The 12,767-nt window shown below is 61.8% G+C and carries 13 protein-coding genes; all 13 read right to left on the reverse strand.

Going from position 1 to position 12,767, the window contains the following annotated elements; genetic code table 11:
- Positions 1-35: 35 nt before the first annotated feature.
- The 13 genes from rnc to fabD all read right to left on the reverse strand — a co-directional run bounded on the left by rnc (position 36) and on the right by fabD (position 12,737).
- Positions 36-1,238, reverse strand: a complete 1,203-nt coding sequence (rnc, locus tag B0G69_RS01315) for a ribonuclease III (RefSeq protein ID WP_121315312.1) — start codon at positions 1,236-1,238, stop codon at positions 36-38.
- Positions 1,239-1,413: 175 nt separating this feature from the next.
- Positions 1,414-2,307, reverse strand: a complete 894-nt coding sequence (lepB, locus tag B0G69_RS01320) for a signal peptidase I (protein ID WP_121315313.1) — start codon at positions 2,305-2,307, stop codon at positions 1,414-1,416.
- 18 nt (positions 2,308-2,325) lie between these two features.
- On the reverse strand, positions 2,326-4,119 hold the full coding sequence (lepA, locus tag B0G69_RS01325; RefSeq protein ID WP_121315314.1) for a translation elongation factor 4: 1,794 nt from the start codon (positions 4,117-4,119) through the stop codon (positions 2,326-2,328).
- Positions 4,120-4,323: 204 nt separating this feature from the next.
- Complete coding sequence (locus B0G69_RS01330) at positions 4,324-4,587, reverse strand: glutaredoxin family protein (RefSeq protein ID WP_121315315.1); 264 nt, start codon at positions 4,585-4,587, stop codon at positions 4,324-4,326.
- Positions 4,587-6,107 (reverse strand): DegQ family serine endoprotease, encoded by a 1,521-nt coding sequence (locus B0G69_RS01335; protein ID WP_121315316.1) that lies wholly within the window; start codon positions 6,105-6,107, stop codon positions 4,587-4,589. Before B0G69_RS01335 ends, B0G69_RS01330 begins: the two co-directional genes overlap by 1 nt.
- Positions 6,108-6,142: 35 nt before the next feature.
- Entirely contained in the window at positions 6,143-7,186 is a 1,044-nt protein-coding gene (locus B0G69_RS01340) for a MucB/RseB C-terminal domain-containing protein (RefSeq protein WP_121319005.1), read from the reverse strand.
- A 4-nt stretch (positions 7,187-7,190) separates the two neighbouring features.
- Positions 7,191-7,802 (reverse strand): RseA family anti-sigma factor, encoded by a 612-nt coding sequence (locus B0G69_RS01345; protein WP_121319007.1) that lies wholly within the window; start codon positions 7,800-7,802, stop codon positions 7,191-7,193.
- Positions 7,803-7,884: 82 nt separating this feature from the next.
- Positions 7,885-8,484 carry an RNA polymerase sigma factor RpoE gene (gene rpoE, locus B0G69_RS01350; RefSeq protein WP_006051939.1) on the reverse strand — a complete coding sequence of 200 codons (600 nt, stop codon included), beginning with the start codon at positions 8,482-8,484 and terminating at the stop codon, positions 7,885-7,887.
- Between the two features lie 101 nt (positions 8,485-8,585).
- Positions 8,586-8,945 (reverse strand): hypothetical protein, encoded by a 360-nt coding sequence (locus B0G69_RS01355; protein WP_347232448.1) that lies wholly within the window; start codon positions 8,943-8,945, stop codon positions 8,586-8,588.
- Positions 8,946-9,083: 138 nt separating this feature from the next.
- Entirely contained in the window at positions 9,084-10,322 is a 1,239-nt protein-coding gene (gene fabF, locus B0G69_RS01360) for a beta-ketoacyl-ACP synthase II (RefSeq protein ID WP_121315317.1), read from the reverse strand.
- A gap of 219 nt (positions 10,323-10,541) precedes the next feature.
- Positions 10,542-10,781 carry an acyl carrier protein gene (acpP, locus tag B0G69_RS01365; protein ID WP_121315318.1) on the reverse strand — a complete coding sequence of 80 codons (240 nt, stop codon included), beginning with the start codon at positions 10,779-10,781 and terminating at the stop codon, positions 10,542-10,544.
- A gap of 153 nt (positions 10,782-10,934) precedes the next feature.
- Positions 10,935-11,681 carry a 3-oxoacyl-ACP reductase FabG gene (gene fabG / locus B0G69_RS01370; protein ID WP_121315319.1) on the reverse strand — a complete coding sequence of 249 codons (747 nt, stop codon included), beginning with the start codon at positions 11,679-11,681 and terminating at the stop codon, positions 10,935-10,937.
- Between the two features lie 120 nt (positions 11,682-11,801).
- Positions 11,802-12,737, reverse strand: a complete 936-nt coding sequence (gene fabD, locus B0G69_RS01375; RefSeq protein WP_121315320.1) for an ACP S-malonyltransferase — start codon at positions 12,735-12,737, stop codon at positions 11,802-11,804.
- Positions 12,738-12,767: the final 30 nt, after the last annotated feature.

Genomic DNA, 12,767 nt, shown 5'->3' on the forward strand with positions numbered 1-12,767 from the left:
CAGAGCGGCACGCGGAAATGGCGCGCCGAGGGCAATCAATGGCCCGCGTCGGCGACGCGCGTTTGCACCGCGTCGGCTACGCCGGGTTCGTGTTCGGTGGGTGCCGGCTGCGCCGCTGGCACGGATACGGGGGCAGTACCGGGTGTGGCTTCGCGACCGCGCTGCCGGTCTGCGTGGCGAGCGGAGACGGTGTCGGCTTTGCCGTCGGCCGGCTTGTCGGCGGTTTTCTCGTTCGGGTGCGTGCTCGCCTTGTCCGATTTCTCGGCCTTCTCGGCGCGCTCGACTTTGTCCTGCCCGCTGTATTCGACATGCGCGGCACGAATAACGGCGAGCGGCGCGCCGGTGGCAGTCAGTATGGATCGTTCGGCAGCGGGCTTTTCGACGGCGGATTCCGCAGCGGCAGCCACGCGCGGCTCGCCCCGCGCTGCGCCGCGTTCGCCCTTACGCTCCGGGCTGCGCAAATCCAGCGCAGCCTGGACACCCGTCACGCCCGGCACGATCTCCGGCTCGGCGTTTTTTGCTGCACGCGCGCCCTTCGAACGCTTGGGCTTGGCGACGACGGCGGGCGCCGCCGCCATCACTTCGTCCAGCGCCTTCTTGGCGGCCGCCTGCTCCGCCGCACGGCGGCTCGCGCCTGAGCCGGACACTTTCACGTCCAACTTCGGTACCGTGCATTCGACTTCGAATTGCTGATTGTGCGCCGCACCATGCGTGGCGACGACCGTGTAGGTCGGCAGCGCGATCTTGTGGCCCTGCAGATACTCCTGCAGCAACGTCTTTGCGTCTTTGCCGAGCGTGCGCGGGTCGATGTGATCGAGAATCGGCACGTAGAGGCGCTTGATGACCGTCTGCGCGGCGTCGAAGCCGCCGTCGAGAAACACCGCGCCCAGCACCGCTTCCAGCGTGTCGGCGAGAATCGACGGCCGCCGGAAGCCGCCGCTGCGCAGCTCGCCTTCGCCGAGCCGCAAGCCTTCTGAAATATTGAGCGCCTGGGCGATTTCGTAAAGCGACTGCTGCTTCACCAGATTGGCGCGAACGCGCGACAGATCGCCCTCGTCCAGTTTGCCGAAACGTTGGAACAAAAGCGCAGCCACCGCGCAATTCAGAACGGAGTCGCCGAGAAACTCGAGCCGTTCGTTATGCGTGGAACTATGACTACGGTGCGTTAAAGCCTGGCGCAGCAATTCCGCATTGCGAAATTCGTAGCGCAGTCGGCTTTCCAACGGAGATAGGGGCATGGGCAGAGTATAGCGCGGGTGCCTGACCCGGCGAAAACGCGGGGTGGCCAGCGGAAAAAGCGTGGTGAAGTGACGTTACCGCGGGTTCTTAAAGTAGCGTGATAACACGCCGCGAGTGATGTGACCGATATGCCGGTCATCAGCGCGGCGTGTCGTGCGATCGACGCAAAAGAACTCAGTGGAATGGGCCGATGCGTTTCAAATCGCTGAAGTTCATCCAGATAAAAAATGCGCGGCCGACGATATTCTGGTTCGGCACAAAACCCCAATAACGGCTGTCCGCACTGTTATCGCGATTGTCGCCCATCATGAAGTAATTGCCCGGCGGCACTTTGCAAATGACGCCGCGTGCGTTGTACGTGCAGTTGTCGCGATAAGGAAAATCTTCGGCACCCACAATGAACGGCGGCACGGCCGGATTGTTCAGCACCGCGTTCTTGCGGCCGTCGAGATCTTCTTCGAATTGCTTCGCGTAACCGAGGCGCTCTTCGTCGAGATAATCGGGCAGCGGCGTTTCGGGCACCGGCTTGCCGTTAACCGTGAGCTTCTTGTCCTGATACTCGACCACGTCGCCCGGCAAACCAATCACGCGTTTGATGTAGTCGACCGATTCGTCTTTCGGATAACGGAACACCACCACGTCGCCACGCGTGAGCGGACTGCCCTGGGTGACCTGCGTATTGATGATCGGCAGACGGATGCCGTATTCGAATTTATTGACGAGGATGAAGTCGCCCACCAGCAGCGTCGGCACCATCGAGCCAGACGGAATCTTGAATGGCTCGACTACGAACGAGCGCACGACGAACACCACCAGAATCACCGGAAAGAAGCTCGCCGAATACTCGAGCCACCACGGCTGACGCAGCTTGTCATCACGCAGACGCGCACGTGTTTGCGCTGCGTTTTCATCGGCGAAACGCTCGCCGATGCGTGCTTGCTGACTGTCGAACTCAGCGACCGCGGCTTGCGCCGCGCGGCGCCGTTTCGGCAGAAAAACCAGTTTGTCCGCGACCCATGCGACGCCCGTCAAAATGACGAGCACAAAAAGAATCAGCGCAAAATTCATAGCGTTCCGTTATTCAACTTATTTGTCTTCGACACGCAGGATCGCGAGGAAAGCCTCTTGCGGAATCTCGACCGAGCCCACCTGCTTCATTCGCTTCTTGCCTGCCTTCTGCTTTTCGAGCAGCTTCTTCTTGCGCGAAATGTCACCGCCGTAGCATTTTGCCAGCACGTTCTTACGCAACGCTTTAATGTTTTCACGCGCGATGATGTTCGAGCCGATCGTCGCCTGGATCGCCACGTCATACATCTGGCGCGGAATCAGCTCGCGCATTTTTGCCGCCACTTCGCGGCCGCGATACTGGCTTTGCGAACGGTGCACGATGACCGACAACGCATCCACCTTGTCGCCGTTGATCAGCATGTCGACCTTCACGACGTCGGACGCGCGGTATTCCTTGAACTCGTAATCCATCGACGCATAGCCGCGCGAGATCGACTTCAGACGATCGAAGAAATCGAGCACGACTTCGCCCATCGGGATTTCGTACGTCAACTGCACCTGGCGGCCGTGATACTGCATGTTGATCTGCGTGCCGCGCTTTTGCGTGCACAGCGTGATCACCGAGCCGACATAGTCTTGCGGCATGTACAGATTCACGGTGACGATCGGCTCGCGCACTTCTTCGATTTTCGACGGCTCCGGCATCTTGGCCGGATTCTCGACCATGATGATCGTGCCGTCGCGTTGCAGCACTTCGTACACCACGGTCGGTGCCGTGGTGATCAGGTCCATGTCGAACTCGCGCTCGAGACGCTCCTGCACGATTTCCATGTGCAGCAAGCCCAGGAAGCCGCAACGGAAACCGAAACCGAGCGCCTGCGACACTTCCGGCTCGTACTGCAGCGACGCGTCGTTGAGCTTCAGCTTTTCGAGCGAGTCGCGCAGCGCGTCGTACTGGTTCGCTTCGACCGGGTAGAGGCCGGCGAACACCTGCGGCTTCACTTCCTTGAAGCCGGGCAGTGGTTCGGGAGCCGGACGGTTCACCAGCGTGACCGTGTCGCCCACCTTCGCGGCGGCCAGCTCCTTGATGCCGGCGATGATGAAGCCCACCTGCCCCGCCGACAACGATTCGAGATTCTTCGACTTCGGCGTGAACACGCCGATGTGCTCGACCGGATATTGCGCGCCGGTCGCCATCATGCGGATCTTGTCTTTCGGACGCAGCGTGCCGTTGACGATACGCACCAGCATCACGACGCCGACGTAGTTGTCGAACCACGAGTCGATGATCAGCGCCTGCAGCGGCGCTTCCGGATCGCCCTTCGGCGGCGGCACTTTCGCGACCAGCGCTTCGAGCACGTCTTCGACGCCGAGGCCGGTCTTCGCGCTGCAACGCGTCGCGTCGGTGGCGTCGATGCCGATCACGTCTTCGATTTCAGCGATCGCGCTTTCGGGGTTGGCCGCCGGCAGGTCGATCTTGTTGAGCACCGGAATCACGTCGACGCCGAGTTCGATCGCCGTGTAGCAGTTGGCGACGGTTTGCGCCTCTACCCCCTGGCTCGCGTCGACGACCAGCAGCGCGCCTTCGCATGCGGACAGCGAGCGGCTGACTTCGTACGAGAAGTCGACGTGGCCCGGCGTGTCGATCATGTTCAGGTTGTAGACTTGCCCGTCGCGGGCGCGATACGTCAGTGCGGCGGTTTGTGCCTTGATGGTGATGCCGCGCTCGCGCTCGAGATCCATCGAGTCGAGCACCTGGGATTCCATCTCGCGGTCGGATAGGCCGCCGCAGATCTGGATGATGCGATCGGCGAGCGTCGACTTGCCATGGTCGATGTGCGCAATGATCGAGAAGTTACGAATATGATCCATTCAGTGCCGATCAAGCGAAAAAGGCGCGCTCGGACAATAGCGGAGCACGCCTTGTAAGTAGGTGAAAAACCTATCTATTTTAGCCGAAAAGGCTATCGCCCGGCGCAGCTTGCGAAGCCCGGGGGAAAAGACGGCTCGGGAGAAGCGTGAAATCTGATGAGAACGATGCGGGTCGGCACATCGCTTGAGAACTCGGGAGCAACTTCAGCGGGGCGTTACGACGCGCACGGCCAGTGCGGCGCGAACCCGCGCTGCATCGACGTGATAGTGACACAACTCGACGCCGTCGCAGACCAGAACCGGCACCCGTTCGTTGTAACGGGCTTCCAGCACCGGATCGCTATCGACGTCCACCACCTCGACCTGCGCGCCGAATTCGGCCAGCAATGGCTCGAGCGCGGCGCGCATATCGTCGCAAAGGTGGCACCACGCCCGCCCGTAGAGCGTGAGCGGCGCCGCCTGGGTCATCATTTCTGCGTGCTGCGCGGACGGATGGGCACGAACTGCGTGTTATCGCCACGACGAACCAGCAGCGCGACCATCTTCGTCGGATCGAGATGTGCACTCAGTTCGTCGAACTGCTTCGCGCTCGTAATGTCCGTATCGCCCACCCGCAGAACGATGTCGCCTTTCTGCAGGCCAACACGGGTCGCCGGGCCGTCCACTGCGTCGATCTGCACGCCATTCTGCAGCTTCAGCGCCTTCAGCTGATCAGCCGGGATATCGCTGACGGCCAGACCCAGCGCGTTCGTCGCGCGCTGCTTCGGCGGCTGCGGCTTCTTCTGATCCGCCTTCGTGGTTTTGTCTGGCTGCATCTCGGCAATCGTGACCGGCAAATCGCGTGTTTGACCCTTGCGCCAGATCGTGATTGTTGACCTGGTGCCCGGCTTCGTATCGCCGACCATACGCGGCAGGTCCGTTGCCGTGTCGACCGAATGGCCGTTGAACTTCAGGATGATGTCGCCCGGCTGCACGCCGGCCTTATCCGCCGGGCCGCCCGGCTCGACGCTGCTGACCAGCGCACCCTGCGCCTTGGGCAGACCGAGCGAATCGGCGACGTCTTTGGTGACTTCACCGATCGCCACCGCGATACGGCCGCGCACTACCTTGCCGGAACTCTTCAGCTGATCGGCCACGCGCATCGCCTCGTCGATCGGAATCGCGAACGAGATGCCCATGAAGCCGCCGGTGCGGCTATAGATCTGCGAGTTGATGCCGATCACTTCGCCTTGCATGTTGATCAGCGGACCGCCCGAGTTGCCGGGATTGACGGCCACGTCGGTCTGGATGAACGGCAGATAGTCGCCCGTGTCGCGCCCCTTCGCGCTGACAATGCCGGCCGTCACCGTATTCTCGAGACCGAACGGTGAGCCGATCGCGACCACCCACTCGCCCACACGCACCTTGTTCGAATCGCCGATCGTAATGGTCGGCAGATTGGCGGCGCTGATCTTCACGACGGCAACGTCGGTACGATCGTCGACACCGATCAGCTTCGCCTTGAATTCGCGTTTGTCCGTCAGCGTGACGTAGATCGTGTCCGCGTCGTCGATGACGTGCGCATTGGTCATGACATAGCCGTCGGCCGACAGGATGAAGCCCGAGCCGACCCCGCTATTCTGTTCCGGATCATTGCTATCCGGCGTGTCCTGGCTTCCGCCACTGCCACTGCCGTTGTCGCCGCCACGCGGCGAACCGGGCGATTGCGGCGATTGCGGCGACTGCGGCATCGGAATGCCGAAGAAACGGCGGAAAAATTCCGACATATCACCGTCGTCCATGCCCGGGGGCAGGCCGCTGCGGGGACCGCTGCTCGACACGCGCGTGGTCGTGCGGATGTTGACGACCGCCGGGCCCACCTTGTCGACCAGATCAGTGAAGTCGGGCAGATTAGCGGCCGGAACCGCCGACGCCGTTTGCGGTACGAGCGGCAAACACGCCGCTACCACCGCGGCCGCGAGGAATTTGCGCACCGAGAAAGTCGTCATATCGTAGCAAGCCGAGGGATTCAGGATTCGGAGGGTTACTTCGGAGATTTGTATTCTATGGCAGCGGCGAATTGCTGCAACGTGGTCTGGGGTACTTCACCAAGCAGAGTAATCCAGAACTCACCCCGGCGCTTGACCAGCACGTGCGTGGCGCCGCTGTTGCCGGAGCCTTCCTTGCGCGTGTTGTTCTCGACCGGCTCGATGAACACCGAAATGGCCGCAAGGCCGTCGGAGAATACGGCCTGGTCCACCGGAATGGTCGGCTGACCCGCTTCGCGCGCAGCCATAGGACGGCGCAACTGACGGATCATCCGGAAGCCCGGCACGCTCGGCGCGATCTGCCAGCCTTGCGCGGCCATGTCGACTGGTTCGACTGGCGGACGCACCACGGTCCACCCCGCCGTGTTACGAATGCCGTTGACGATGCCGGCCTTGTCGACCGGTACGCCGATGCGAATCTGCGAAAACGACAGTTGCTCGAGCACCTGGCCGTTCGGGTCGAGCGTCTGCGCGCGCAGCAGCAGGCCCGTCTTCTTGTCGGCCCACAGCTTGTAGGCAAAGCGATATGCGTCTTTCGGATCGAGCTCGATCACCTGGCTGTCGACGCCCGCAACGCGGTCGTCTCCGAGCAGCTTCGGCTCATAGACGGACAGAACCTGTTCGCCGCTCACCGCAAGCAATGCCGGGAACGAGTCTTTGTTCTGACGCTTCTCCACCACCAGCAGACGCCGCTCCGGCACAAACGTGTAGAGGTCGTCGTTATGGCGCAGCATTTTGCGCGGCTTGCCGTCGAGACTTTCGAGCTGCTCGAATTCGCCGTCGGAATGGGTCGAGTAATGCGCGATACGCGACGTCTGCACGAAATTGCCGCGCTGATAGACGAACGCGCCTTCGTAGTTCTGTTGCTGAGCGGCCTGATGGATGCGATCGAGCAGATCGGCGGCCGTGCGACGGACGACGAGCGGATCGGCGGTTTGTGCAAAGACCCGCGGCGTGGCGGACAACAATACGGCTGCGCAGAACAGAAATGCCGGCAGCCGCCCCCAGATAGTCGTTTTATTCAACCGCAGAGTCTGCATCAAACTATTGGCCTTGCGTAGAGACTGAGGCAGCGCGAATCACCGGCATCGAGCCCGTCATGACCGGTTGTTGCCCGAACTGCTGGTGAGCTTCCAGATATTGATCGAGACTTGCGTCACGGATGATGTTCGCGTCCTGCGCGATCGGCTGAGCCGCCGCGGGCACTGGCACCATCGCCACGCGTTGCACCGCATCGCCATGGACCGACGCGAGTTGCGAGCCCGGGGCGCCCTGCAGTTGCGGCACGACGATCCACGTCAGCGTAGCGGCTGCGGCCGCCACCGCAAAAGCCGGCACGACACGGCGGCGCAGCGCCAGCAGACGACGCGCGACCTGCATGGCAGCAGGCGCAAGCACGTGCGGCTCGTTGTCGAAGCGCGCGGCGAAACCGTTCAGGAACGCGCTGCTGGTTGCTGGGCTGAGCGCCAGATCGTCTGAACGCAGCGCGTCGCCGATCAGGTGATAGCTCGACCAGGCCGCACGGTCTTCACCGTCCAGCCCGGAAACAAATTTGTCCAGATTCAGATGCTCTTCGCCGAACAACTCACCGTCGACAAAGGCGGACAGACGCTCGCCGCGCGAACTGGCTTGCGATTGCATCGAGACTGACCCCATGATGCTCCCCATCTTACAAATACCCCGTAGTGACACCACTAATCCAGATATTGCAGCCGTGCCCCGATCGGCCGGCTGGGAATTACCAGCGCTTGCCTTCAGGTGTGTCAAGCAACGGACGCAATTTTGCCGCAATGGCTTCGCGAGCGCGGAAAATTCGTGATCTGACGGTGCCGATCGGGCAACCCATCATCTCAGCGATTTCCTCGTAGCTCAAACCCTCAATTTCACGAAGAGTAATGGCGGTGCGCAACTCTTCCGGTAAAACCGCCATCGCAGCATTGACCGTCTCAGCGATCTGCTTGCTCATCAACATCGACTCAGGCGTGTTGATATCCCTTAGTTGGTCGGCGTCCGAGAAAGTTTCAGCTTCTTCAGCATCTGCTTCGGTCGAAGTGGGTGCCCGCCGTCCTTGGGTGGCAAGGTAGTTCTTTGCCGTGTTGACCGCAATCCGGTACAACCACGTATAGAAAGCCGATTCCCCGCGAAACTGTGGCAATGCCCGGTACGCCTTGATGAAGGCGTCCTGCGCGACATCTTCCACTTCGGCGGGGTCTCGCACGAGGCGTGAGATCAGCCGGAGAATCTTGCGGTGGTATTTGGAGACCAGAAGCTCGAACGCGGCCTTGTCGCCCTTCTGGACGCGCTCGACCAGCACCTGATCAATTTCTTTTTCGCTCACCTGATAAATCCGTTAACTATAGGGCGCATGGCGGGGCACCATTGTAGCGTTCCCGTCATGAGGGCACGTTACTCCGGTAACAGCGGTTACAGTCGTTACAGTCAGGCGCCAGCGGCGCGTCGGCCCAACACCGACAATTCACGGAAAACGGGCGCCGGAAGCGAGTCGGCAGCAAGCAGCAGGGTGCTCGTCCGCCCTTCTTCCGGCTTGAGCGTGAGGACCAGCAATCGGCCGCTCCACTGCGAACAGCCAGCGATCCGTCCATGCGCCAGCAGCGTGCCTGAGCGGCCCCAGACCGATAACGCGTCCGGAGCGATCCGCAGCGCGACTGGCTGCGCACGCGCATGCCTGATCGCACAAAGCGTGAGCAACGCCCCCACCGCAAGCGTCAATGGAACGGCCTGCAACGCGGCCAGATGCGAGGCGACGCTGGTGTAGACGGCCGACGTTGCAACCAGCACGAAGATTGCCAATGCCAGGCAAATGGACAAGGAGCGACGCAGCGCAATCCGCTGCGTCGCTCCTGCGGGCGTTGCCGATGCAAGGGGGAGCGCCGGCCAGGCCGGCGTCGTCGAGTGGCGCGTCACCCGTTCAGACAATCAGGCGCGCTTGAAGACCAGCGTGCCGTTCGTGCCGCCGAACCCGAACGAATTCTTCAGCGCGACGTCGATCTTCATCTCCCGCGCGGTGTTCGCGCAGTAATCGAGATCGCAGGCCGGATCCTGATTGAAGATGTTGATAGTCGGCGGCGACACCTGATGATGCACGGCCAGCACGGTAAACACCGACTCCAGACCGCCCGCGCCACCCAACAGGTGACCCGTCATCGACTTGGTCGAGTTCACGACCATGTCTTTGGCATGGTCGCCGAATGCGCGCTTGATGCCGGTGGTTTCAGCCAGATCGCCGAGCGGCGTAGACGTGCCGTGCGCGTTCAGGTAATTCACCTGATCGGCGTTGATGCCCGCGTTCTTCAACGCGGCCAGCATGCAGCGGCGTGCGCCGTCGCCGTCTTCCAGCGGCGCAGTCATGTGATAGGCGTCGCCGCTCATCCCATAGCCGCTGACTTCGGCATAAATCTTCGCACCACGCGCCTTCGCGTGTTCGTACTCTTCGAGCACCATCACGCCGGCACCCTCGCCCAGCACGAAACCATCGCGGTCTTTGTCCCACGGACGGCTCGCGGTGGCCGGATCGTCGTTGCGTTGAGACAGCGCACGCGCCGCCGCGAAGCCGCCGACACCGAGCGGCGACACGGTCGATTCCGCACCGCCCGCGATCATCACGTCGGCGTCGCCGTATTCGATCAGGCGCGAAGCCTCGCCGATGCAATGCAGACCGGTGGTACATGCAGTGACGATAGCGAGATTCGGACCCTTGATGCCGAACTTGATCGACAGATGGCCGGAGATCATGTTGATGATCGACGCCGGCACGAAGAACGGCGAAATACGGCGCGGACCACGATTGAGCAGTTCGGTTTGCGTCACTTCGATCATCGGCAGACCGCCGATGCCCGAGCCGACCACCACACCGATACGCTCCGAATTCTCTTCGGTGACTTCGAGGCCGCTGTCCTGCATCGCCTGGATGCCCGCAGCCACGCCGTAATGGATGAACGTATCCATATGGCGCGCTTCCTTACCGGGAATGTAGTCCTCGATATTGAAGCCCTTCACCTCGCCGGCGAAACGAGTCGAAAAGTTCGACGCATCGAACTTCGTGATATTGGCAATACCCGACTTGCCGGCGACCAGATTGGCCCAGCCGTCGGCAACATTATTGCCAACAGGCGAAATCAGCCCCAGGCCTGTAACAACAACACGACGGCGGCTCACGGTAACCCCTTTTTCATAGATGACAAAAGCAAAAGCCACAGCGGCCACAGGAATCTGCCCTGTGTGCCCTGTGGCTGTTAAGTCGGCAATCGCGCGAAAAATTGCGCTGTCAGCATCGCTGGCCTCTGCACGGCAAATAGCGCCAGCCCCGCTGGCGTCGGCAACCGACACGGCAGGGCGTCATACGCCGCCAACGCAGAAACGCAGGCGCGAATGACTTTAGGCCTTGACGTTCGCGCGAGCGTAGTCGATCGCTTGCTGAACGGTGGTGATCTTCTCGGCTTCTTCATCCGGAATCTCCATGCCGAATTCGTCTTCGAGGGCCATCACGAGCTCAACGGTGTCGAGCGAGTCGGCGCCGAGGTCGTTCACGAACGAAGCGTCGTTCTTGATTTCAGCTTCCGCAACGCCCAGTTGTTCTGCGACGATTTTCTTGACGCGCTGTTCGATATTGTCCATTACCCCTCCAAGGGAAAAGAAGTTCAAAAATACAGGTGCGCGCATTTTATCAGGTTTGACCCGGCAAAAAGCAGCGCATCGGGTTCCTGTCAAGGCATGCGCCTTACGCTTTTGCAAACGCGTCAAGGCGCGGATAGTAACCGAATTTGGCCACTACATGTACATTCCGCCGTTCACGTGCAGCGTCGTGCCGGTGATATAGCCCGCTTGCGGCGACGCGAGGAACGCGACGGCATGCGCGATATCTTCCGGGCTGCCGAGACGGCCCAGCGGAATCTGCGTTTTCAGCGCGGTCTGCTGCTCTTCCGGCAGACTCTTGGTCATGTCGGTATCGATGAAGCCCGGCGCGACGCAATTCACGGTGATGTTGCGGCTGCCGATCTCGCGTGCGAGCGAACGGGTCATGCCCGCGACGCCCGCTTTAGCGGCGGCGTAGTTGATCTGCCCAGGGTTGCCGGACGAGCCGACCACGGAAGTGATGTTGATAATGCGGCCGCCCTTGGCCTTCATCATCGGACGCAGCACCGCGCGCGACAGACGGAACACCGACTTCAGGTTGGTGTCGATCACCGCGTCCCAGTCGTCGTCTTTCATACGCATGGCGAGCTGATCCTGCGTGATACCGGCATTGTTCACCAGCACGTGCAGCGCGCCGAATTCCTTCACCGTGTCATCGATCAGCGCCTGCGCCGCGGCCGCGTCGTTCACGTCGAGCACAGCGCCGCGACCGTTCACGCCAGCCGCATTAAACGCTTCGGTGATCGCCGTGGCGCCGCTTTCGCTGGTCGCCGTGCCGATCACCGTCGCGCCCTGGCGCGCCAGTTCCATGGCGATCGCACGGCCGATGCCGCGCGAGGCACCCGTCACGATTGCGATCTGCTTGTCGAGAGTCTTTTCCATCTGTCAGTCCGGATGCCCGTCTAAGGGCTGATTGATTCCTGATGCCGATGCATTGTGTCGATACATGATGCGGCGGCGCTCAAGCGCCGCTCTTCCGGCGCTTACGATGCGACGCGGCCGTCAGCCTGCCGTCACGAGCTTCAGCGTTTCTTCGAGCGACGCCGGATCGCACACCGACGCGCCGACCAGATTGCCGTCGATACGCCTTGTCAAACCCGCAAGGACCTTGCCCGGACCGCACTCGATCACGTGCGTGACGCCCTGTGCGCCCATTGCCTGAACGCTCTCCACCCAGCGCACTGCGCCGGCTGCCTGGCGCACTAGCGCATCCTTGATCGCGGCCGGTTCGTTGACCACGGCGACATCGACGTTGTTGATGACCGGAATGGCCGGCACCTGCACGTCGACGCTCGCCAAATACTCGCGCAACTGGTCCGACGCCGGCTTGAGCAGCGACGAGTGGAACGGCGCCGACACCGGCAGCGGCAACGCGCGCTTCGCGCCCTTCGCCTTCGCCACCTCACAGGCCTTTTCGACCGCAGCCTTATGGCCGGCGATCACCACTTGCGCAGGCGCATTGAAATTCACCGCTTCGACGACACCCGCCACCGACGCTTCCGCGCACACTGCGCACACCGTGTCGTCGTCGAGGCCGAGAATCGCGGCCATGCCGCCTTCGCCGACCGGCACCGCGGTTTGCATCGCTTGCGCGCGAAAACGCACGAGCGGCACGGCATCGCGAAACGCGATCGCGCCGGCGGCAACCAGTGCGGTGTATTCGCCGAGGCTATGGCCTGCGACGATCGCCGGCGCCGGACCGCCTGCCTGCTGCCATGCACGATAGATCGCGTAGGCCGCGGTCAGCATGACCGGCTGGGTGTTGGTGGTGAGATTCAGATCTTCGACGGGGCCTTCGGCGATCAGCTTGCCAAGGTCCTGATTGAGCGCGTCGGACGCTTCCTGAACCGTTTCGCGCACGATCGCGTGATCGGCGAATGCGTTGAGCATGCCGACCGACTGCGAACCCTGCCCAGGAAAAACGAACGCAAATTTCATAACGTCCCCAAAATCGATTTAGTCAGATGT

The sequence above is a fragment of the Paraburkholderia sp. RAU2J genome (assembly GCF_003634845.1).
Classification (GTDB): domain Bacteria; phylum Pseudomonadota; class Gammaproteobacteria; order Burkholderiales; family Burkholderiaceae; genus Paraburkholderia; species Paraburkholderia fynbosensis.